This window comes from Burkholderia sp. AU45274 (assembly GCF_030482505.1).
Lineage (GTDB): Bacteria > Pseudomonadota > Gammaproteobacteria > Burkholderiales > Burkholderiaceae > Burkholderia.
In genome coordinates this window covers 612,224-633,097 of sequence record NZ_JAUJQE010000002.1, presented here as the reverse complement: position 1 = coordinate 633,097, position 20,874 = coordinate 612,224, and the positions used below count along the sequence as shown (strand labels likewise).

The window sequence follows — 20,874 nt, the reverse complement described above, 5'->3', positions numbered from 1 at the left end:
CATGAAAAAACTGGAGCAGAGAAAGATGGAGTGGGCAACAGGCACGCGTTTGCGTGCGATCGCAGCCGCGGCGAGCGTGGCGTTCGGGGCGGCGGCAGGGCACGCACAGGCCCAGACGGCGCCGGCCGTGAACGCAGGCGCGGCGGCGTCGGCCAGCAGTGCGCAGAACGGTGCGGCCGCGAGTGCGTCGGCCAGTGCGTCGACCGGCACGCTGCCGACGATCAACGTCAACGCGGCCTCGGAAGGAGACGGCACGGTCGGGCTCGTCGCGAAGCGCAGCCGCACCGGCACGAAGACCAGTACGTCGATCAACGAGATCCCGCAGACGATCAACGTCGTCACCGCGCAGCAGATCGAGATGACCGGCGCGACTGACGTGAACGCGGCCCTGCGCTACGTGCCGGGCTTCTCGTCGTACGGCTCGGACAACCGTTCCGACTGGTACGCGGCGCTGCGCGGCTTCACACCGACCGCGTACGTGAACGGGCTGCAGGTGCCGAACACGATCAACCTCGCGAGCTGGCGCGTCGATCCGTACATGATCGACAGCATCAGCGTGCTGCGCGGGCCGACGTCGGTGCTGTACGGCGCGGGCGACCCCGGCGCGATCGTGGACGTGCAGACCAAGCTCGCTGACGGCGAGCGCGTGCGCGAGGCCGGCGTGCAGATCGGCAACTACGCGCGCAAGCAGTTCATGATCGACGTCGGCGACAAGCTCGACCCGGACGGCAAATACGCGTACCGCTTCGTCGGCGTCGCACGCGACGGCAACGCGCTGACCGGCCCGAACAACGACCAGCGCGTTGCGCTCGCGCCGTCGTTCCGCTGGCGTCCGAACGCGGATACGTCGCTGACGCTGTCGGCCACCTATCTGCAGGACTGGGGCGACATCTCGTCGAACTTCCTGCCCGCGGCGGGCACGGTGCTGCCGAACCCGAACGGTCAGATCAACAAGGACGTGTACGAAGGCGATCCGAACTTCAACTACTACCGCAAGAAGCAGTGGTCGGTCGGCTATCAGTTCGAGCGGAACCTGACGCCGGCGTGGACGTTCCGCCAGAACACGCGCCTGATGCACCTGTCGCTCGACAACGGCTCGGTATTCGGCAACGGCTTCGTCGACGGCAGCACGACCGACGTGTCGCGCTGGGCCGGTGTGTTCCAGATGAACTACAGCCGCTTCGACATCGACAACAACCTCGAAGGCCGCTTCGCGACGGGCCCGCTCCAGCACACGCTGCTGCTCGGCTTCCAGTACAACCGCCAGACCGCGACCGACAGCGAATGGCTCGCCGCCGCGCCGCCGCTGAACATCTACAACCCGGTCTACCTGCCTGTCACGAAGGCGGTGTTCACGCCGGACTCGACGTTCCGCACCAACACGTACACGACGATGAACACGTTCGGCCTGTACGCGCAGGACCAGATCAAGTGGAACCGCTGGACGCTGACGCTCGGCGGCCGCGAGGACTGGGTCAACATGCGGATGGACGACCGTGCGGCCGGCACGTCGACGAAGGCGGACGTCACGGCGTTCACCGGCCGTGTCGGCCTCACGTACCAGGGCGATTACGGGCTGTCGCCGTACGTCAGCTACGCGACGTCGTTCAATCCGCTGATCGGCGTGAACCTGGTTGGCGGCGGGTTGCCGCAGCCGACCCGCGGCAAGCAGATCGAAGCCGGCCTGCGCTGGCAGCCGCCCGGCAAGAACCTGATGCTGAACGCGGCGATCTACCAGATCAACCAGACCAACGTGCTCACGCCGGCGCTGCCGAGCCAGGACAATACCGGCACGAAGTCGGTGCAGACGGGCGAGGTGCGTTCGCGCGGGATCGAGCTGAGCGCGACCGGCAAGGTCACGCGCAACCTGTCGGTGATTGCCTCGTACGTGTATCAGGACGTGAAGAACGTGAAGGCCAACGACGTGTCGCTGAACAACTGGCCGGTCGACATTCCGCGTCCGCGCCAGATGGCGTCGCTGTGGACCGACTGGACGTGGCACACGGGGCCGCTCGCGGGCTTCGGCCTGGGCGGCGGCGTGCGCTACCAGAGCGCGTCGGCCGGTGGGGCCGACAACTCGCTGACGGTATCGAGCGTCACGCTGTTCGACGCGGGCGTGCACTACGACACGCGTAACTGGCGCTTCGCCGTGAACGGAACGAACCTGGCCAACCGTCACTACATCAGCGGTTGCCAGTCGGCGAACGTCTGTGTGTTCGGCACCGACCGTACCGTGATCGCGACCGCGAAATACAACTGGTGACGATGCGCGCCGCGGCCCGCCGGCCGGCCCTCGCGGCCGGCGCGGGCGGGCCGCGGCGCCTTCGTCCGCTTTTCCACGACGCATCCATGCCGAAGAAAAATCTCGTCTACATCCAGTCGCTGCGCAACGGCGCGGCCGATCGTGCCGGCCAGCCGGTCGCTTATCGGGGCGGCACGCGCTACATGAAGGCGCCGCTCGAATATCTCGTCGAACGCCTGAACGACTCGCCGCTCGGCGAGCGTTACACGCTCAAGGGCGTGATCGTCGACGACGACGACGGTTCGCCGGCCGACCGCGCGAAAGTCGCCGACTACGGTTTCGCCCGCACGCCGGGCCGCCCGTGGATCCTGCCGGAAGGGTTGACGGTGCAGGGCCGTCCGGTCGACGAACTGTTCTGCACGATTGCGTCGACGTACCGGCGGCTGCCGCGCGACGCGCGCGAGCGCGTGGCTGGCAAACAGGCGTTCGAGCGCCGCCTGCTCGAGCGCCTGCTCGAACTCGACGCCGACGTCGTCGTGCTCGACGGGCTGCTCGTGATCCTCGACGAACTCGTGCGGCCCGGCGCGCGCTTTCACCGGCGCATCGCCAACATCCACCCGGGCATCACGGCCGACGGCTCGCCGTACCAGCGGCGCGGCGCATGGGCGACGCTCGACGCGCTGCACGGCGCGCGCGGCGAACGGGTCGACTGGTCGAACGGCACGACGTCGTCCGTCGAGCCCGTGATGATGACGGGCGCGTCGTTTCACTACGTCGACAACGGCATCGATTCCGGCGAGGTGATCTGCGACGTGCTCGACACGCCGATCGCGCCGGACGACACGATTCTCGAACTGCGCTGGAACAACTTCCAGCGCAGCCTGTTTCCGGCACTCGAGCGGGGGCTGCACGTCCTCGCCGACCGCCACGACGCGGGAGCACTGTGATGGAAGACACGTTGACGAAACCGGCCGGCGCCGCGGACGCCGTCGAAGGTGAAGTGGCCGCCGCGCTCGACGGCGCCGCACACGGGCAGGCGATGGCCGTCGCCGAGCATACGCTCGACGCGTGGCGGCCCGACGACTCGCCGGACGAACTGCTCGCGGCGTTCGTCGCGCTGTTCAACACCGACACGCGCTACGACGCGGCGACGATCACGGTGCCGCTCGGCGACGCCGACGCGGCCGCCGTGGCGGCGTACGTCGCGCGCGCGGTGCGCGAGGGCGTGATCGACGGCGCGCAGGTTGCCGGCGACGCGCTGCGCTTCACCGTATCGCGTGCGACGTTCTGGCAGAACCCGCGGCCGTGGCTGAAGGCGCCCGCGTCGGGTGGCATGCCGCTGCGCCATGTGATCACGAACGGCCACCGCCACCCGGTGCGGCCGCCGTCGCCGGCCGGCGAGATCTACGCACGCACCATGCCGCAGGTCGGGATGACGTTCAGCCTGCGCACCGTCGATGTCGACGCGCACGCGGACCTGTTCAGCGGCTGGATGAACCTCGATCGCGTCGCGCACTTCTGGAACCAGCGCGGCACGCGCGACGAGCACGCGGCGTATCTCGCCGAGCGGCTCGCCGATCCGCACATGCACCCGATGATCGGCTATTTCGACGACACGCCGTTCGGCTATTTCGAGTTCTACTGGGCGAAGGAGGACCGTCTCGCGCCGTTCTACGACGCGCACGACTACGACCGCGGGCTGCATCTGCTGATCGGCGATTCGCGCTTCCAGAGCGCCGGCAAGCTGCATGCGTGGTGGAGCGGGGTGCTGCACTACATGTTCGTCGACGAACCGCGCACGCAGCGGCTCGTGGGCGAGCCGCGCGTCGATCACGTGCGGCACATCGCGTACATGCACCGGCTCGGGTTCTACACGCTGAAGGAGTTCGACTTCCCGCACAAGCGCGCGGCGCTCACCGTGATCGAGCGCGATACATTCTTCGACACTTTCAAATTGCCGTGACGGCGCGGGGGTGCGGTGCGGCGCGAGGTGGCGCGCGGGCATCGGCCGTCCGGGATATGGACCGCGCGGCCTGCGTCGTGAAGGATGGATCGCTCTCCTCATCGACGACAGGCCCGCGACATGGCAAAAACATCCGCGACAGCATGGGGCGCGACATTCGGTTTGCGCGCGCCCGCATTGACATATGCCGGCATATGCCCAGAATGGACGCATCGTACTCCCATGGAGTGGCTCATGCGCACCGTTTCCATTTTCAAGAACGCCTGTAACCAGGCCATCCGCATCCCGAAGGACATGGAGTTCGAGGGGGTGACGGAACTCGAGATCCGCCGCGAAGGCGACACGCTGCTGCTGCGGCCGGTGCGGCCCACGTGGCTCTCGTTCGCGAGCGAACCGCCGGCCGACGCCGACTTCCTCGCCGAACGCCCGGCCGTCATCGAGTCCGGCCGCTTCGACCTGTCCGATGGCGGTGGCGCCGCACCGACGGAGTCCGGCCAGTGACCACGCTCTACATGCTCGATACGAACATCTGTTCGTTCATCATGCGCGAGCGGCCGCCCGTGGTGCTGTCGCGGCTGCAATCGTGCGTCAATGCGCAGCACCGGATCGTCGTCTCGGCAATCACCTATGCCGAAATGCGGTTCGGCGCGGTCGGCAGGAAGGCGTCGCCGAAGCATGCGGAACTCGTGACGGCCTTTGTTTCGCGGCTGGACGGCGTGCTGTCGTGGGACACGGCGGCCGTCGATGCAATGGCCGAGATTCGTGCCGATCTCGCCGTGCGCGGCACGCCGATCGGCGCGAACGACGCGTCGATCGCCGGCCATGCGATCGCGGCCGGCGCGGTGCTCGTCACGCACAACAGCCGCGAGTTCGGTCGTGTCGCCGGGTTGTCGCTCGAAGACTGGGCGGCGTGAGCGCCGTTCGGGATCTGTTCGATCGCTCGGCTGTTGCGCATCGGCGCGTCAAGCGCGCGACGCGGGTTCATCTGCGAGAAAGGCGTTGCGGAATGCGTCGAGATACCGGTCGGCGTCATCGCTGAATTCACCGGGTAACAGCGCAAAGGCACGTGCCAGCAGATCCTGGCCGAGCACGGCATAAGTTGCTTCGTCCGACAACAGCGCACGGATCGCGTCACGCGTTTGCGGCGAAGCGATGCGTTTCGCCTCTCGCGCGAGCAGCGCGGCAGCGGCGAGTCCCGGCTGGAACGCGTGGATCTCGAGCAGGTCCGGCGCGGCATCCCAGATACGTTCGCGATTGCCCGCGTCGTGAAAATTCCGCAGCAGGAACAGCAGGTCGTACGCATCGCTGTTCTGGCGCGCACGCCGGTCCTTCCAGGCGAGCAGCTTCAGCAGCGCCAGTGCCGGCAGGCTGGCCACCGGTACCACGGTGCGCGCATCGATCGACACAGGCTGTGCGGTGTCCACGGCTTCCTGAAACCCGAGCACGTTCAGCACGAATTCACCGTCGGGCGGCCATGCGATTTCGCCCGGAGGCGTTTCGAGCGGCCCGAACGGCACGAGATCCAGCTCCGTGCGAAAACCGTGCGCGCCGCTGTCGAACAGCAGTTTCTGCTGCTGTTTCGGTGCGCGCGTGAACTGCCCGGTCGCGACAAGTGCCTCGACGAGTTGCGCGTGAAACGGCCAGCTCACCGCGCACACTGCGACGTCGACATCTCGCGTCGCGCGCACCGGCCGGATGCCGTGCACGTGCCACATCAGGATGTCGCGCGCGGTGGCGCCGGCGACCACGAACGCCGTGTCGAGGCGCGCGCAGGCCGAGCCGACGGCCTGCAGCAACGCGACCGCCGCGGGCTCCAGCGGCCGGCGTGCGTCGACCTCAAGCGGGCGGTTGGGCGAGGTATCGGTCATGGATGCGATCGGCGATGGAAAGATTGCGGCTGTCGCCGGACGCGACGAGATCCGCGTAGATCAGCAGCGGCGGTACGACCGGTACTTCCTGCTCGCGCCAGGCAAGCTCCGCGGACCGCGGCCAGAACGCTTCGACGATCTCGACATCGCCGCGCTCGTCCGGACGCAGGCGGCCCTGAAGCAGCAGCCGGTTCGACGCGGTGCCGTGCGTATAGACGGTGATCGAGGCGGGTTTCAGGCCGTGCGTCAGCAGGTCGGCTGCCGGCTCGCCGCCGAATCGCGCATCGAATGCCGCGAAATCTACGCCGCGCCACCAGTCGGGCGCGAGGCTGGCAAACCGGCGGCTCGGCAGTTTCGCGCGCAAGCGGCTCGGATAGAGCGCGACCCATTCGTGCACGAAGCGCGGCCAGTCGGGCATCAGGCGCTCGCCGTTGCGGCGTTGCCCGACGAGGCCACGCGCGATCAGGTCGTCCATCGCGAGATTGACCGTACCGAGTGCGACGTCCGATGCAGCGGCGATCGCCCGATACGGTTGCTCGACCAGGCCCGGCTGTGTCGCGAGTGCGAACATCACGGCCAGCCCCTTCGGCGTCGTCGCGCGCGACGCCTGTCGGCGCGGTGTGCGTGCGGGCTTCGGCCGGCCCGCGATCATCACGGTCGCCTCCGGTTCGATCAGGCATGCGTTGCCGGCGGTATCGAGAAACGGGATGCCCTGGTCGGTCAGGCCGGCGGCCAGTTCCGCCGAAAGATACGGTGCGACCAGCATCAGCGGCCGTTCGCCGGGCGCTGCGGTGTCGCCGCGGCGGCGCAATTCCGCGAGTGCGCCCGCCAGCGATTCGACGCGCAGGCTGATGACGACCGGCATCTCGAATGCCTGCCCGGCAACGTCGAAGCGGATCATGGCGTCGGCGCGCGCCTCGCAGGCGGCCGGCACACGCACGGGCCGGGCACGAAAGCGCCGGGTCGCGCTTTCGAACGCGGCGCAGGCTTCGTCGAGCACGTGCTGTTCCGACACGGGGAGGGAAGTGTTCACGGGCATCAAAGGGAATCGCTTGTTCACCTTTTTATCAGCGTACACAAAAAATGTACAAGCGTCAAAAAGTGAACAAGAATTCCCAAGATATTGATGTATCGGAACTATTTTTTGATTCTGAACGATAGTCACCGGGGCCCTCATGCGCAAGAAATCGATGGGTGGCACACAGTTTTGCGCGTTCGGCTTCCGCGCGGCAGTCGTCCGGACGGCCGGCTTGCGCGTGCCGCGCATCATGCTGAATATGGCAACCGCCGGTTGCTACCGCGACGACTTTCCATCTGCCCGGTTGCCGTCGAACCCACTATCCTTGCCTGCATATTCCCCACAGGACAGGAGACGACACCGTGACGCACAGCGTGATTCCCGCAAGCCTCGCCGACGAAATGATCGAGATCCGGCACCGCATCCACGCCCACCCCGAGCTCGGTTTCGAGGAATTCGCGACGAGCGACCTCGTCGCGGAGCAACTGCAGTCGTGGGGCTACACGGTGCATCGCGGGCTGGGCGGCACGGGCGTCGTCGCGCAGTTGAAGGTCGGCAGCGGCGCCCAGCGTCTCGGCCTGCGCGCCGACATGGACGCACTGCCGATCCACGAGGCCACGGGCCTGCCGTACGAGAGCAGGATCGCCGGCAAGATGCACGCATGCGGCCACGACGGCCACACGGCGATGCTGCTCGCGGCCGCGAAGCATCTGGCGCGCGAGCGCCGTTTCTCCGGCACGCTGAACCTGATTTTCCAGCCGGCCGAGGAAGGGCTCGGCGGCGCGAAGAAAATGCTCGACGAAGGGCTGTTCGAGCTGTTCCCGTGTGACGCGATCTTCGCGATGCACAACATGCCCGGTTTCCCGACGGGCAAGTTCGGGTTCCTGCCGGGGTCGTTCATGGCGTCGTCGGATACGGTGATCGTCGACGTGCAGGGCCGGGGCGGCCACGGCGCGGTGCCGCACAAGGCGGTCGATTCGGTGGTCGTCTGCGCGCAGATCGTCATCGCGCTGCAGACGATCGTGTCGCGCAACGTGTCGCCGCTCGACATGGCGATCGTCACGGTCGGCGCGATCCACGCGGGCGAAGCGCCGAACGTGATTCCCGATCGCGCGCAGATGCGCCTGTCGGTGCGCGCGCTGAAGCCGGAGGTGCGCGACCTGCTCGAGACGCGCATCAAGGAAGTCGTGCATGCGCAGGCGGCCGTGTTCGGCGCGACCGCGACGATCGACTACCAGCGCCGCTACCCGGTGCTCGTCAACGATGCGGAAATGACCGCGTTCGCGCGCAACGTCGCCCGCGAGTGGGTGGGCGATGCGAACCTGATCGACGGGATGGTGCCGCTCACCGGCAGCGAGGATTTCGCGTTCCTGCTCGAGAAGCGGCCGGGCTGCTACCTGATCATCGGTAACGGCGACGGGGAGGGCGGCTGCATGGTGCACAACCCCGGCTACGACTTCAACGACGCGGCGCTACCGACTGGCGCGTCGTACTGGGTGAAGCTGGCGGAGACGTTCCTGGTGTGATCAGGGAACGGCACAGGCGGCGCGAGGCTGGACCTCGGCAACGTTGCCGCAGCGGCCGAGTGCCTGAAGTACCAAACTTTGGTATATGATGGCCGCATTGAAACAGGAGGTGACTCATGTCGCGAAACACATCCGTTTCCCTGGGCGACCACTTTGCCGAATTCGTCGACGCTCAAGTCCAGTCGGGACGATACAGTTCCGCGAGCGATGTCGTACGAGCTGGCTTGCGACTTCTCGAATCACATGAAACGCAGGTGCGCGCATTGCAGGAAGCGTTGAAGGCTGGTGAGGCATCGGGAACACCCCAACCATTCGACAACGAGGCCTTCCTGGCCCGGATGCGGGCGACGCATGGCGGTTAAAGGCAGACAGCTTCAGCTCACACCGCTGGCCGAACTCGATCTCGAAGACATTTGGCGCTATACCGTCGGGCGTTGGTCACTCAAGCAAGCCGACCTTTACCATCGCGATCTGATCGGAACCATGGAAGCGCTGGCGCGCGGTGAAAAGGTCGGCCGGACTTGCATTGTTCGCGATGGATATTTCCGGTACGCCGTGGGCTCCCACGTCGTGTTCTATCGTGAAACGGAATACACGATCGATGTGATTCGGGTCCTGCATCAACGCATGGACATCGAACAACATTTGTAATCGCACAAGGCAGGCGTGTGATCGTTGCGACGGGGCATGCAATCCCGGTATGACTCGTGCGATCCCGAATCTAGAACGCTTCCCCGCTGAACAACGCCACGACCGCATCCGGATTCGACGGCCAGTACATGTGCATGTACGTCGCGACGATCGCATCGCGACAATAGACGGCTTCGCCGTAGCCCGGCGCGCCATCGGGACGCGCGGCATGCGCGACCGGTTCCAGCGGCGTCGCGAGCCGCGAATAATGGAACGTATGCCCCCGCATCGTCCCGCTGCGCGTGTCGAGCTGCCGCATGCCGAGCGCCGCGAACCGGCGCTGCATCGTCGCGTGACCCGGCAACAGCCCAAGCATCGGCGTCGTCACGCCGTCCACATCGGTCAGCGATTCACACAGATACACCATCCCCCCGCATTCCGCGACGATCGGCCGGCCAGCCGCTGCGTGCGCACGAATCGACCGCGCGGTCGCGGCATTCGCCGCGAGTGCCGCCGCATGCAATTCCGGATAGCCGCCCGGCAGGAACAGTGCGTCGCAGTCGTCCGGCACGGGTTCGTCGGCGAGCGGCGAAAAGAATCGCACCTGCGCACCGAGCGTGTCGAGCAACGCGAGATTCGCCGGATAAGTGAACGAAAAAGCCGCATCGCGCGCCACCGCGATCCGCTTGCCGGCGAGCGCACGTGGCAGCGGCGCCGTGGCGTCCGGTTCCGCGAACGCCACAGCCGGCGGCAACTCGGCAAGCGCCGTTTGCGCGAGCACGTCGGCCGCGCGATCGAGCCGCGCGTCGAGATCGTCGATGTCGCCCGGCTGATGCAGGCCGAGATGCCGCTCCGGCAGCGCGATGCCCGCATCGGCCGGCACGTGCCCGAGCCAGCGCAGGTCGCCGGGCAACGCCTGTTGCAGCAGTTCCGCATGCCGGGCCGACCCGACGCGGTTGGCCAGCACGCCGTGAAACGGCAGCCCCGGCCGGAACCGCGCGAGCCCGAACGCGATCGCCGCGAAGGTCTGCGCCATCGACTTCGCCGAAATCACCGCGACGACCGGCACGCCGAACGCGGCCGCGAGGTCGGCGCTGCTCGGCGTGCCGTCGAACAGCCCCATCACGCCTTCGATCAGGATCAGGTCCGCGTCGCGCGCGGCGTCGGCCAGCAGCGCGCGGCAGCCGGCCTCGCCGACCATCCCGAGGTCGAGCGCATGCACGGGCGCGCCGCTCGCGCGCGCCAGCAGCATCGGATCGAGAAAATCGGGCCCGGTCTTGAACACGCGCACGCGCCGGCCGAGCCGGCGGTGCAGCCGCGCGAGGCCGGCCGTCACCGACGTCTTGCCCTGGCCCGACGCGGGCGCACTGACGAACAACGCGGGGCAGGCGGGCATGCTCAGAACTCCACGCCGCGCTGCGCCTTCACGCCTTGCTCCTTGTACGGATGCTTGACGAGCCGCATTTCGGTAACGAGGTCGGCCGCGTCGATCAGCGCATCGGGCGCATGCCGCCCGGTCACGACGACGTGCACCGACTCGGGCCGCGCAGTCAGCGTCGCGAGCACTTCGTCGAGCGGCAGGTATTCGTACTTCAGCACCGTGTTCAGCTCGTCGAGGATCACCATCCGGTAATCGCCGCTCTCGATCATCCGGCGCGCCTCGTCCCAGCCCTTGCGCGCGGTCGCGATGTCGGCGTCGCGGTTCTGCGTGTTCCACGTATAGCCGTCGCCCATCGTCACGAAGTCGCATTCGGCCACCGCGCCGAGGAAGTCGCGCTCGGACGTGTGCAGCGCGCCCTTGATGAACTGCACGACACCGAGCCGCATGCCGTGGCCGAGCACGCGCACGGCCATGCCGAACGCGGCCGTGCTCTTGCCCTTGCCGTTGCCGGTGTTGACGATCAGCAGGCCCTTTTCGTTGACGGCGGCGGCCTGCTTCTTCTCGTGGCCGGCACGGCGGCGTTCGGTCATCCGTTGATGGGATTCAGCGTCGGTTTTCATCGGATTCGTCCTGTCGAAAGAAAGCGAAACAAAAGGTTCAGAGCGGGCCGGCGAATGCGACCGTCACGCCGTCCCGGATGGATTTGGGGCCCAGCAGCCGGCCGCGCGGCGCCGCGAGCTGCGCGCACGGCTCGGCCACGCCCGCGACGCCGAAGCGGGCGAGCGCGGCAGCCGACGGGCCGCTCGCGGCCAGTTCCGGGCGGCTCGCGAGTTGCGCCACGTCAAACGCGACGAGCGGCCAGCCGCGTCGCGCGCAGAGCGTGCGCAGCGCGCGGGCACACGCCTTGTCGGCGAGCGTGGCCACGAGCGCGGGTTCGGCGGCCGGGTACGGCATCAGCGCCGCGCGGATCGCGGCATCGAGTTGCGCGGCCGTCACGCCCGCACGAAAACCGATGCCGAGTGCGACACGCATCATGCGCCGCCGCCGAGCGCGGCCCGTACCGCGGGATCGTCGGCGAACGCCGCGACGCGGCCGATCACGATGATCGCCGGCGAACCGATGCCGGTCGTGCCGATGCGTTCGACGAGCGTGTCGAGCGTCGCGAGCACGTGGCGTTGTTCGGCGCGCGTCGCATGCTCGATCGCCGCGCACGGCGTCGCGCCGGGCAGGCCGCCATCGCGCAGCGCGGTGGCAATCGCGTCGAGCCGGCGGATGCCCATGTAGATGACGATCGTCATGCGCGTGGCCGCGAGCGCGCGCCAGTCGGGTTCGTCGGCACCCGCGCCGTGGCCCGTGACGAAGATCACGCCCTGCGCGTCGCCGCGCTGCGTGACCGGGATGCCGATTGCGGCCGGCGCGGCGATGCCCGCGGTGACGCCGTTCACGACCTCGACCGGGAATCCCGCCGCGCCGAGCGCGGCCAGCTCCTCGCCGCCGCGGCCGAACACGAACGGATCGCCGCCCTTGAGCCGCGCGACGCTGCGCCCCGCGCGCAGATGCGCGAGCATCGCGGCGACGATCGTCTCCTGCGGCGTCGAGGCATGACCGCCGCGCTTGCCGACGTGCTCGATGTGCGCATCGGCGCGCGCATGGCGCAGCACGTCGGGATTCACGAGATCGTCGACGAGCAGCACGTCCGCCGCGCCGATCGCGTGGACGGCCTTGAGCGTCAGCAGGTCGGCGTCGCCGGGGCCGGCGCCGACGAGCCAGGCGCGGCTCATCGGGCGCGGCACGGCGCGCGCCATGTCGTCACAGTGGAAAAGGGCAGGCGGGCGGCACGGCGGCGGCCAGCGGACAGGTAAGCCATGACGGATCGAACGAAGCCCGCGCGGACGCGGGCGGAAAGCGCACCTCATCCGTCCCCCGCGGATCGGGCGTTCGGCAAGCATCGGGCTCGCCCCTTGCGTCGGCCGGTATCCGGGCTGGCCGCTTGCCAGGCCGCAGCCTTCCCGCCCGGCTGACGGGCAGTGGCATCGTGGGCGGCCTGGGCGCGTGCGCGGGGAAGCGCGTCGCGCGGGCGGTGTACCGTTGCGGGGACAGCACAGGCCGGGCGGGGGTCCGCCTCCTGTTTCCCGTTTAACTGCACGCGCGGAATGCGCATGCGGGCACCGAACGCGGCGCTACGATAGCACAGCGACTCCCCCGCGCGAACCGCCGCGCACGGCTTCCGGCCACACGCGGCGGCCATCCGGAACCGGGCCCGGCGGCCCGCTCCGCCTTGACGCTCCCCGCACCGCCGCCTACACTCGCACGCGTTTTGGTGCTCGCGCGCGCCGCTCCGGTGCGCGCAGTTAAACGGGAAACAGGGAGCCTGCCTGCGCCGCAGTCGAGCCAACCTGTGCTGCCCCCGCAACGGTAAGCGAACGCGTCGCGCGAGAAGCGCCACGCAACGCCGCTTCGCCGCATGCCGCGCGCATGCGGACGACCGCCACTGGATGCCGCGCGCATCCGGGAAGGCGAAGCGGCGTGTTCGTCAGCCCGGATACCGGCCGAAACGTTGGGGTTCAGCGCCGCGGGGAGGCGGCGCATCGTCCACGGCCGCAGCCGGCCCGACGCCCGCGTATTGCCCGCTTCCTCCACCGATCCGTCCCCGCGCGAACCCGCACCGGCCGGCGTGGCGAATGGCAGGCAGCGCGAGCGGGCCGGCGGCAGCCGTGTTGGCATTCACGATGTCGACCGTTCGCAAGGAAGCACCATGTCCGATTCGTCGTCCCGCCCGTCCCGCGACTGTCCGTGCGGATCGCGCGGCGGCATGCCCGCGATCCACCCGATGAACTGCCACGCCGCCCTCGACGCGACGATCCCGGGCTGATTCCATTTTCGACACAGGACCTACCATGACCCTACGCAAGCTTCCCGTCACGATCGTCACGGGCTTTCTCGGCAGCGGCAAGACGACGCTGATGCGCCACATCCTGCAGCACGCCGAAGGCCGCCGCATCGCGGTGATCGTCAACGAATTCGGCGAGCTCGGCATCGACGGCGAAATCCTCAAGGGCTGCGGCATCGGCTGCGAGGATGCCGACGGCGCGCAGGGCGAAGCGGCGGGCCAGCTGTACGAACTCGCGAACGGCTGCCTGTGCTGCACCGTGCAGGAAGAGTTCTATCCGGTGATGGAAGCGCTCGTCGAGCGCCGCGCGGACATCGACCACGTGCTGATCGAGACGTCCGGCCTCGCCCTGCCGAAGCCGCTCGTGCAGGCGTTCAACTGGCCGACGATCCGCAACAGCTTCACGGTCGATGCGGTCGTGACCGTGGTCGACGGGCCGGCTGCCGCCAGCGGCCAGTTCGCGGAAAACCCGCAGGCCGTCGACGCGCAGCGCCGCGCCGATCCGAACCTCGACCACGAATCGCCGCTGCACGAGCTGTTCGCCGATCAGCTGTCGTCCGCCGACCTCGTGATCGTGAACAAGGCCGATCTCGTCGGCGACGCCGAGTTCGCGCAGATCGAAACCGCGATCCGCGAAGAAATCCCGTCGCAGGTGAAGATCGTGCGCGCGACGCGCGGCGAGCTCGATCTCGCGATGCTGCTCGGCCTCGAATCGGCATCCGAAGAAACGATCCACCTGCGTCACGACCATCACGGCTCGGCCGACGACGGCGATCACGATCACCATCACGACGATTTCGACTCGGTGGTCGTGTCGGGCGACGCCGGCACGCGCGAAGCGACGATCGCCGCGCTGCAGCGCGTCGTCGAAGCGCACACGATCTACCGCGCAAAAGGCTTCGCCGCGCTGCCCGGCGCGCCGATGCGGCTCGTGATCCAGGGCGTCGGCCGCCGCTTCGACAGCTATTTCGACCGTCGCTGGCAGGACGGCGAAACGCGCGCGAGCCGCTTCGTGCTGATCGGCGAGGATCTCGACGCGGCCGCGCTGCAACGCGCGTTCGATGCCGCGTGCGCGGCCGAGCCGCAACAGGCGTAACGCACGATGCATCTGCTGCGCACCACGCCGGGCGGTTTCGTCGACGATACGCAGGGCGTCGTCCGGATCGACCAGCAACCGGCCGACATCGTGATCCTGAGCTCGGCCGACACGACGCTGTCGCTGCTCGCGAGCGTCGTGCCGCATCTGCCGGCCGGCTTCCCGAGCGTGCGGCTCGCGAACGTCACGTTCCTGCGGCAGCCGGCGTCGGTCGACTTCTATGTAGACGACGTGCTGCAGCACGCGAAGTCGGTCGTGATCGATCATCTCGGCGGCGAGGCGTACTGGCCGTACGGGATCGAGCAGGCCGTGTCGCTCGCGTCGAAGCGCGGGCAGCAGCTCGCGATGTTCTCGGGCGACCTGCAGGAAGACCCGAACCTCGTCGCGAAAAGCACCGTCGCGCCCGACCTGTGCCGGCTGTGGTGGCGCTACCTGCGTGAAGGCGGCGTGCACAACGCCGAGGCGCTGCTACGCAGCATCGCCTTCCACACGCTCGGCTTCGGCGACGAACCCGAATTGCCGCGCCCGCTGCCGGCCGCCGCGCTGTATCACCCGGCGCGCGACCGCGCGAGCGTCGACGACTGGCGGCCGCGCTGGACGCCCGGCGCGCCCGTCGTCGCGATCCTGTTCTATCGCGCGCACTGGCAGGCCGCGAACACGGCCGTGTTCGACGCGCTGGCCGACGCGCTCATCAACGAAGGGCTGAATCCGCTGCCGATCGCGGTCACGTCGCTGAAGGACGCGGTGAGCCGCGAAGTCATCACGCAGCTCTGCGACACGCACGGCGTCGCGCTCGTGCTGAACACGACCGCATTCGCGGCGGGTGCGATCGACAGCCCCGAGCACGACGTGCTCGCCGGCGACGCGCCGGTACTGCAGGTGATCCTGTCCGGAGGCAATCGCGACGCGTGGGTGGCCGACAACCAGGGCCTGCATGCGCGCGACATCGCGATGCACATCGCGCTGCCCGAGGTCGACGGCCGCATCGTCACGCGTGCGGTGAGCTTCAAGGGGCTCGCGTACCGCTGCCCGCACACCGAGGTCGACGTCGTGCGCTACCAGCCGGATGCCGAGCGGATCGCGTTCGTCGCGGCGCTTGCGCGCGGCTGGTGCCGGCTGCGCACGCTCGATAACGCCGACAAGCGCGTCGCGCTGATTCTCGCGAACTATCCGCAAAGCGAAGGGCGGATCGGCAACGGGGTCGGGCTCGACACGCCGGCGTCCGCGCTGCGCGTGCTCGCGGCGCTGCGCGACGCGGGCTACGCGGTGGCCGACCTGCCGCCCGACGGCGACGCGCTGATCGCGCGGCTCACCGAAGGCGTGACCAACGACGCGGCCGTGCATGCGTTGCGCCCCGCATTCCAGAGCTTCCCGCTGGCGGACTACGTCGCGCGTTTCGCGCGGCTGCCGACGGCCGTGCGCGACGCGCTGAACGAACGCTGGGGCGCGCCCGAAGCCGACCCGACGCTGCGGCAAGGCCGTTTCACGATCGCCGGCTGGCGCGCGGGCAACGTGTTCGTCGGCATCCAGCCGTCGCGCTCGCGCGGCGAGAACGACTACGCGAGTTACCACGACGCGGATCTCGTGCCGCCGCACGCGTATCTCGCGTTCTATTTCTGGCTGCGCGATGCGTACCGCATCGACGCGGTCATCCACCTCGGCAAGCACGGCAACCTCGAATGGCTGCCGGGCAAGAGCGTCGCGCTGTCCGACGCGTGCTGGCCGGACCTGACGCTCGGGCCGCTGCCGCACCTGTATCCGTTCATCGTCAACGATCCGGGCGAGGGCAGCCAGGCGAAGCGCCGCGCGCAGGCCGTGATCATCGATCACCTGATGCCGCCGCTCACGCGCGCGGAAAACTACGGCCCGCTGCAGGATCTCGAACGGCAGGTCGACGAATACTACGAAGCACTGATGGTCGATGCGCGGCGCGCGAAGCTGCTGCGCAAGACGATCCTCGCGACGATCGCCGAGCATCGGCTGCACGACGAACTGAGCGTGTCGCCGCCGCGCGATACGGGCGACGAGGATGCGCTGCTCACGCGCGTCGACGCGTGGCTATGCGAACTGAAGGAAGCGCAGATCCGCGACGGGCTGCACGTGTTCGGCGTGTCGCCGGCCGAGCGCCAGCGGCGCGATACGCTGCTCGCGCTTGCGCGCTTTCCGGTGGGCGACGGCAAGGGTGCGCGCGCCGGGTTAATTGGTGCGCTGGCGCGCGATCTCGCACTCGGCGACGACTTCGATCCGCTCGTGGCCGATTGGGCCGCGCCGTGGGTTGGCCCACGACCGGCGATCCTGCAGGCGCTCGATGCATCGCCGTGGCGCCACGCGGGCGATACGCGCGAGCGGCTTGAACGGCTCGCGCAGCAATGGCTCGACGGGCTGTGCGCAGCGGACGGCGGCGGAACGGGCAACGACGCGACACCGCCCGGCGACTGGCCGCACACGCTCGCCGTGATCGCGCGAGTCCGCGCGACGCTGCTGCCCGCGCTCGACGCGTGCGGCGGCGAGGAAATGCGCCAGCTGCTGCGCGGGCTCGATGGCCGCTTCGTGCCACCGGGGCCGAGCGGGTCGCCGTCGCGCGGCCGCCCGGACGTACTGCCGACCGGCCGCAATTTCTATTCGGTCGATACACGCGCGGTGCCGACGCAGGCCGCGTGGTCGCTCGGCCTGAAATCCGCGCAGCAACTGATCGAGCGCCATCTGCAGGATCACGGCGACTATCCGCGCGCGATCGGCCTGTCCGTCTGGGGCACGGCGACGATGCGCACGGGCGGCGACGACATCGCGCAGGCGTTCGCGCTGCTCGGCGTGCGGCCGAAATGGGCGCACGGCAGCCATCGCGTGACCGACTTCGAGATCCTGCCGATCGAGATCTTCGACCGGCCGCGCATCGACGTGACGCTGCGCGTGTCGGGCTTCTTCCGCGACGCGTTTCCGAACCTGATGCACCTGTTCGACGCGGCCGTGCAGGCGGTGGCCGCGCTCGACGAACCCGAGGCACTGAACCCGGTCCGCGCGCGCATCGAGCGCGAACGCGAGAAATGGGTCGCGCAGGGCGTGCCGCCGGACGAAGCGCGGCGCCGTGCCGGCTGGCGCGTATTCGGCGCGCGGCCGGGCAGCTACGGCGCGGGCCTGCAGGACCTGATCGACCAGCGCCGCTGGCAGACCGACGCCGATCTCGCCGATGCCTACCGCCAGTGGGGTGGCCATGCGTACGCACAGAACAGCGCGGGCGATGCGGCGGCCGACGTGTTCGGCGAGCGGCTCGCGACGATCGACGTCGTCGTGCAGAACCAGGACAGCCGCGAGCACGACATCCTCGATTCGAACGACTATTACCAGTTCCAGGGCGGGATGACGGCGGCCGTGCGGCACCTGTCCGGGCAGCAGCCGAGCATCTACCACGGCGACCACGCGAACCCGGTCGCGCCGAAGATGCGCACGCTGCGCGAGGAAATTGCGCGCGTGATCCGCTCGCGGGTCGTCAACCCGAAATGGCTCGACGGCGTGAAGCGTCATGGCTACAAGGGCGCGGCCGAGCTGGCCGCGACGGTCGACTACCTGTACGGCTATGACGCGACCGCGCGCGTGCTGTCCGACCATCAATACGCGCTCGTCGCCGACGCGTACCTGTTCGACGACGCCACCCGCGCGTTCCTCGAACGGCACAATCCGAAGGCGCTGCACGGCATCTGCGAACGCTTCGTCGAGGCGATGCAGCGCGGCCTGTGGCAGCAGTCGGGCGACTATCGCGAACGGATCGAAGCGGTCTGGCTCGCGAGCGAACAACTCCAGGAAGGGGGACGGCGATGACCGATCCGACGACGCACCGCGCCCGCGCGGTTTTTCCGTTTGCGGCGCTCGTCGCGCAGGACGCATTGCAGCAGGCGCTGCTGCTCGCCGCGATCGACCCGTCGCTCGGCGGCGTGCTCGTGAGCGGGCCGCGCGGCACCGCGAAATCGACCGCGGCGCGCGGCCTGGCGGAGCTGTTGCCCGAAGGGCAGTTCGTCACGCTGCCGCTGTCGGCGAGCGACGAGCAGGTGACGGGTACGCTCGATCTCGCGCATGCACTCGCTGAAAACGGCGTGCGCTTCCGGCCGGGCCTGCTTGCACGGGCGCATCTCGGCGTGCTGTACGTCGACGAAGTGAACCTGCTCGCCGACGGGCTCGTCGACACGCTGCTCGACGTCGCCGCGAGCGGCGTGAACATCGTCGAGCGCGATGGCGTGTCGCACGCGCACGATGCGCGCTTCGTGCTGATCGGTACGATGAATCCGGAGGAGGGCGAGCTGCGTCCGCAACTGCTCGACCGCTTCGGGTTGATGGTCGAGCTGGAGAACTGCTTCGACGCCGCGCAGCGCGAGCGGATCGTGAAGGCGCGGCTTGCATTCGATCTTGATTCCGATGCATTCCGCGCACGTCATGCATCCGCGCAACGCGCACTCGGCGACCGGATTCACGCGGCACGCGCACGGCTCGCGGCGCTCGATTTCGACGATACGGTTCATGCGCGCGTCAGCGCGCTGTGCATCGACGCGGCCGTCGACGGGCTGCGCGCCGATCTCGTGATGCTGCGCGCGGCGCGTGCGCTCGCCGCGCTGGAGCACGCCGACGCGGTGACGGTGTCGCATGTCGAGCGGGTGGCCGACGCGGTGCTGCGGCATCGGCGCCACGCGGGGCCGCCGCCGTCGTCCGGCGCGCAGCAACCCAACGACGAACGCGACGGTCGCTCTGCGCCCAATGCACCTGACACGCGCGGTCGCCCCGACGATTCGTCCGATGTGACGAAGAACGATGCCACGGCATCCCAGGGCGACTGGGGCTACCTGCCGCCCGAGCCGGCCGGGCTGCGCGACGTGAAAGGCGTGGTGCCGCTGCCGCTAAAAAAACGCTGAGCCATCGAGCCGGCGCCGCCGCGAACACTGTTCGCGGTCCTCGATGGCAATCAGGCGCAGCCGCGCGCGTGCCGGGCACGGTGCGCGCCGGCACGGCCGTGGCGTGGCCGGCGACGCTCGCCGCGAAGCGCGGCGGCCCGCTGCAGCGCGACCATCTGCGCTTTCGCCAACGCGCCGGCACGCCGCACGCACTGCATTGCTTCGTGCTCGACTGCTCGGCGTCGATGCTGTCGCACGAGCGGCTCGCACTGGCGAAGGGGCTGATCGTCGCGTATTTCGACCAGGCCGCGCGCGACCGTGTCGAAACCGCGCTGATCTGTTTCGGCGGCCATGGCGCCGTGCGCCGCTTCGGCCCGGCCGTGCCGCGCTGGTGGAATGCGCGCTGGCTCGAACCGGTCGAAGGCGGCGGCGGCACGCCGCTCGCGGACGGCATCGCGGCCGCCGCGCAAATGCTCGCACGCGCGGCGCGGCGCGCGCCGGCCAAGCAGCGCTGGCTGTGGGTGCTGTCCGACGGCCGCACGCGCGAGACGCCCGCGAAACCCGCGGCGGCCGATCACGTCGTGTTCGTCGACTTCGACGATGCGGCCGTGCGGATCGGGCAGGGCGCGCGGCTGGCCGCGGCGTGGGGCGCGCAGTGGGTGACGGCCGACGCGCTGTGCACGGGCCGCGCCGGCTGATGGCCGGCCGGCGGTACGCTATGATCGCCGTTTCTGCTTCAACCCATTGGAACAACCCGCCATGCAAGTACTGGTCGATGCCGACGCGTGTCCCGCCGTCATCAAGGACATGCTGTTTCGCGCCGCGCGTCGTGCCGAAATCTGCGTGACGCTGGTCGCGAACCAGTTTCTGCGCACGCCGCCATCGCCGTTCATCAAGGCGGTGCAGGTGCCGGCCGGCTTCGACGTGGCCGACGCGCGCATCGTCGAGCTGGTGGAAGCGGGCGACCTCGTGATCACCGCCGACATTCCGCTGGCCGCCGCCGTGCTCGACAAGGGCGCGCATGCGCTCGACCCGCGCGGCAACTGGTTCAGCCGCGAGAACATCGAGGAACGCCTGTCGACGCGCGCGATGATGGATCAGTTGCGCAGCGCGGGCATCGACACGGGCGGGCCGGCGCCGTTCAGCGCACGCGACGGCAAGGCGTTTGCCGCGCAGTTCGACCGGTTCCTGGCGCGACAGGGCAAGCCTTGAGGTTGTGTCGCGGCCGCCGCGTGTCGTGATCGCCCTGCGCGGGGCGACACCTGCGCGCCATGCGCTATATCACCGAATCCGCATTCAATCGCGCGCATCGCTGCTGCGAGGATGCAGGTTTGTCCCTACGCTGCTATCGTGGCGCAAACCACAACACAGCATAGGAGCGCA

Annotated in this window: 19 protein-coding genes and 2 riboswitches; of the genes, 13 read left to right on the top strand and 6 right to left on the bottom strand. The window is 68.9% G+C overall.

Annotated elements, in window-relative coordinates:
• The first annotated feature begins 1 nt into the window (after window position 1).
• The 5 genes from QZM35_RS11705 (at window position 2) to QZM35_RS11685 (ending at window position 5,119) form a co-directional block, all read left to right on the top strand.
• Window positions 2–2,263, top strand: coding sequence for a TonB-dependent siderophore receptor (locus QZM35_RS11705; protein ID WP_301775947.1), 2,262 nt, complete (start codon window positions 2–4; stop codon window positions 2,261–2,263).
• A gap of 86 nt (window positions 2,264–2,349) precedes the next feature.
• Window positions 2,350–3,189 carry a formyltransferase family protein gene (locus QZM35_RS11700; RefSeq protein WP_089425922.1) on the top strand — a complete coding sequence of 280 codons (840 nt, stop codon included), beginning with the start codon at window positions 2,350–2,352 and terminating at the stop codon, window positions 3,187–3,189.
• Window positions 3,189–4,205, top strand: coding sequence for a GNAT family N-acetyltransferase (locus QZM35_RS11695; protein WP_301775946.1), 1,017 nt, complete (start codon window positions 3,189–3,191; stop codon window positions 4,203–4,205). The genes QZM35_RS11700 and QZM35_RS11695 overlap by 1 nt, the downstream gene beginning before the upstream one ends.
• A 234-nt stretch (window positions 4,206–4,439) precedes the next feature.
• On the top strand, window positions 4,440–4,706 hold the full coding sequence (gene vapB / locus QZM35_RS11690; protein WP_175239827.1) for a type II toxin-antitoxin system VapB family antitoxin: 267 nt from the start codon (window positions 4,440–4,442) through the stop codon (window positions 4,704–4,706).
• Window positions 4,703–5,119: a type II toxin-antitoxin system VapC family toxin gene (locus QZM35_RS11685; RefSeq protein WP_301775945.1), complete on the top strand. Its 417-nt coding sequence runs from the start codon at window positions 4,703–4,705 to the stop codon at window positions 5,117–5,119. Before vapB ends, QZM35_RS11685 begins: the two co-directional genes overlap by 4 nt.
• 48 nt (window positions 5,120–5,167) lie before the next feature.
• Here the strand turns inward: QZM35_RS11685 and QZM35_RS11680 are convergent, their stop codons facing one another.
• Both QZM35_RS11680 and QZM35_RS11675 read right to left on the bottom strand, forming a co-directional pair.
• Window positions 5,168–6,073, bottom strand: coding sequence for a nucleotidyl transferase AbiEii/AbiGii toxin family protein (locus QZM35_RS11680; RefSeq protein ID WP_089425391.1), 906 nt, complete (start codon window positions 6,071–6,073; stop codon window positions 5,168–5,170).
• A complete protein-coding gene (locus QZM35_RS11675; protein WP_301775944.1) occupies window positions 6,042–7,112 on the bottom strand; it encodes a type IV toxin-antitoxin system AbiEi family antitoxin in 1,071 nt (356 codons plus the stop codon). The genes QZM35_RS11680 and QZM35_RS11675 overlap by 32 nt, the downstream gene beginning before the upstream one ends.
• Window positions 7,113–7,453: 341 nt before the next feature.
• On the opposite strand from QZM35_RS11675, the gene QZM35_RS11670 reads away from it, so the two are divergent.
• The 3 genes from QZM35_RS11670 (at window position 7,454) to QZM35_RS11660 (ending at window position 9,268) form a co-directional block, all read left to right on the top strand.
• Complete coding sequence (locus tag QZM35_RS11670; RefSeq protein WP_089425393.1) at window positions 7,454–8,617, top strand: M20 aminoacylase family protein; 1,164 nt, start codon at window positions 7,454–7,456, stop codon at window positions 8,615–8,617.
• 116 nt (window positions 8,618–8,733) lie between these two features.
• The gene (locus tag QZM35_RS11665; RefSeq protein ID WP_089425394.1) at window positions 8,734–8,979 is read left to right on the top strand and encodes a type II toxin-antitoxin system ParD family antitoxin; all 246 of its coding nucleotides are present in this window, start codon (window positions 8,734–8,736) and stop codon (window positions 8,977–8,979) included.
• The gene (locus QZM35_RS11660; RefSeq protein WP_089425395.1) at window positions 8,969–9,268 is read left to right on the top strand and encodes a type II toxin-antitoxin system RelE/ParE family toxin; all 300 of its coding nucleotides are present in this window, start codon (window positions 8,969–8,971) and stop codon (window positions 9,266–9,268) included. The genes QZM35_RS11665 and QZM35_RS11660 overlap by 11 nt, the downstream gene beginning before the upstream one ends.
• A gap of 70 nt (window positions 9,269–9,338) precedes the next feature.
• Here the strand turns inward: QZM35_RS11660 and QZM35_RS11655 are convergent, their stop codons facing one another.
• The 4 genes from QZM35_RS11655 to cobA are packed head-to-tail and all read right to left on the bottom strand — an operon-like array spanning window position 9,339 to window position 12,409.
• Window positions 9,339–10,643 carry a cobyrinate a,c-diamide synthase gene (locus tag QZM35_RS11655; RefSeq protein WP_301775943.1) on the bottom strand — a complete coding sequence of 435 codons (1,305 nt, stop codon included), beginning with the start codon at window positions 10,641–10,643 and terminating at the stop codon, window positions 9,339–9,341.
• A 2-nt stretch (window positions 10,644–10,645) separates the two neighbouring features.
• A complete protein-coding gene (cobO, locus tag QZM35_RS11650; RefSeq protein ID WP_089425397.1) occupies window positions 10,646–11,248 on the bottom strand; it encodes a cob(I)yrinic acid a,c-diamide adenosyltransferase in 603 nt (200 codons plus the stop codon).
• Between the two features lie 37 nt (window positions 11,249–11,285).
• The gene (locus QZM35_RS11645; RefSeq protein WP_301775942.1) at window positions 11,286–11,663 is read right to left on the bottom strand and encodes a cobalamin biosynthesis protein; all 378 of its coding nucleotides are present in this window, start codon (window positions 11,661–11,663) and stop codon (window positions 11,286–11,288) included.
• Complete coding sequence (gene cobA / locus QZM35_RS11640) at window positions 11,660–12,409, bottom strand: uroporphyrinogen-III C-methyltransferase (protein WP_089431066.1); 750 nt, start codon at window positions 12,407–12,409, stop codon at window positions 11,660–11,662. The genes QZM35_RS11645 and cobA overlap by 4 nt, the downstream gene beginning before the upstream one ends.
• 169 nt (window positions 12,410–12,578) lie before the next feature.
• A riboswitch (cobalamin riboswitch) is annotated at window positions 12,579–12,816 on the bottom strand.
• 113 nt (window positions 12,817–12,929) lie between these two features.
• A riboswitch (cobalamin riboswitch) is annotated at window positions 12,930–13,197 on the top strand.
• A gap of 328 nt (window positions 13,198–13,525) precedes the next feature.
• Here cobA and cobW point away from each other — a divergent pair.
• The 5 genes from cobW (at window position 13,526) to QZM35_RS11615 (ending at window position 20,703) form a co-directional block, all read left to right on the top strand.
• The gene (gene cobW, locus QZM35_RS11635; RefSeq protein WP_089431067.1) at window positions 13,526–14,614 is read left to right on the top strand and encodes a cobalamin biosynthesis protein CobW; all 1,089 of its coding nucleotides are present in this window, start codon (window positions 13,526–13,528) and stop codon (window positions 14,612–14,614) included.
• A gap of 6 nt (window positions 14,615–14,620) precedes the next feature.
• Window positions 14,621–18,430 (top strand): cobaltochelatase subunit CobN, encoded by a 3,810-nt coding sequence (gene cobN / locus QZM35_RS11630; RefSeq protein WP_301775941.1) that lies wholly within the window; start codon window positions 14,621–14,623, stop codon window positions 18,428–18,430.
• On the top strand, window positions 18,427–19,512 hold the full coding sequence (locus QZM35_RS11625; RefSeq protein ID WP_089431069.1) for an ATP-binding protein: 1,086 nt from the start codon (window positions 18,427–18,429) through the stop codon (window positions 19,510–19,512). Before cobN ends, QZM35_RS11625 begins: the two co-directional genes overlap by 4 nt.
• A 68-nt stretch (window positions 19,513–19,580) precedes the next feature.
• Window positions 19,581–20,189 (top strand): VWA domain-containing protein, encoded by a 609-nt coding sequence (locus tag QZM35_RS11620; protein ID WP_089425403.1) that lies wholly within the window; start codon window positions 19,581–19,583, stop codon window positions 20,187–20,189.
• Between the two features lie 61 nt (window positions 20,190–20,250).
• Window positions 20,251–20,703: a YaiI/YqxD family protein gene (locus tag QZM35_RS11615; RefSeq protein ID WP_089425404.1), complete on the top strand. Its 453-nt coding sequence runs from the start codon at window positions 20,251–20,253 to the stop codon at window positions 20,701–20,703.
• The last annotated feature ends 171 nt before the right edge of the window (window positions 20,704–20,874 follow it).

Coding starts and splice junctions, on each gene's coding strand:
- QZM35_RS11705 (WP_301775947.1), top strand. CDS start 2: ATGAAAAAACTGGAGCAGAGAAAGATGGAGTGGGCAACAGGCACGCGT.
- QZM35_RS11700 (WP_089425922.1), top strand. CDS start 2,350: ATGCCGAAGAAAAATCTCGTCTACATCCAGTCGCTGCGCAACGGCGCG.
- QZM35_RS11695 (WP_301775946.1), top strand. CDS start 3,189: ATGGAAGACACGTTGACGAAACCGGCCGGCGCCGCGGACGCCGTCGAA.
- vapB (WP_175239827.1), top strand. CDS start 4,440: ATGCGCACCGTTTCCATTTTCAAGAACGCCTGTAACCAGGCCATCCGC.
- QZM35_RS11680 (WP_089425391.1), bottom strand. CDS start 6,073: ATGACCGATACCTCGCCCAACCGCCCGCTTGAGGTCGACGCACGCCGG.
- QZM35_RS11675 (WP_301775944.1), bottom strand. CDS start 7,112: ATGCCCGTGAACACTTCCCTCCCCGTGTCGGAACAGCACGTGCTCGAC.
- QZM35_RS11665 (WP_089425394.1), top strand. CDS start 8,734: ATGTCGCGAAACACATCCGTTTCCCTGGGCGACCACTTTGCCGAATTC.
- QZM35_RS11660 (WP_089425395.1), top strand. CDS start 8,969: ATGGCGGTTAAAGGCAGACAGCTTCAGCTCACACCGCTGGCCGAACTC.
- QZM35_RS11655 (WP_301775943.1), bottom strand. CDS start 10,643: ATGCCCGCCTGCCCCGCGTTGTTCGTCAGTGCGCCCGCGTCGGGCCAG.
- cobO (WP_089425397.1), bottom strand. CDS start 11,248: ATGAAAACCGACGCTGAATCCCATCAACGGATGACCGAACGCCGCCGT.
- QZM35_RS11645 (WP_301775942.1), bottom strand. CDS start 11,663: ATGATGCGTGTCGCACTCGGCATCGGTTTTCGTGCGGGCGTGACGGCC.
- cobA (WP_089431066.1), bottom strand. CDS start 12,409: ATGAGCCGCGCCTGGCTCGTCGGCGCCGGCCCCGGCGACGCCGACCTG.
- cobW (WP_089431067.1), top strand. CDS start 13,526: ATGACCCTACGCAAGCTTCCCGTCACGATCGTCACGGGCTTTCTCGGC.
- cobN (WP_301775941.1), top strand. CDS start 14,621: ATGCATCTGCTGCGCACCACGCCGGGCGGTTTCGTCGACGATACGCAG.
- QZM35_RS11625 (WP_089431069.1), top strand. CDS start 18,427: ATGACCGATCCGACGACGCACCGCGCCCGCGCGGTTTTTCCGTTTGCG.
- QZM35_RS11615 (WP_089425404.1), top strand. CDS start 20,251: ATGCAAGTACTGGTCGATGCCGACGCGTGTCCCGCCGTCATCAAGGAC.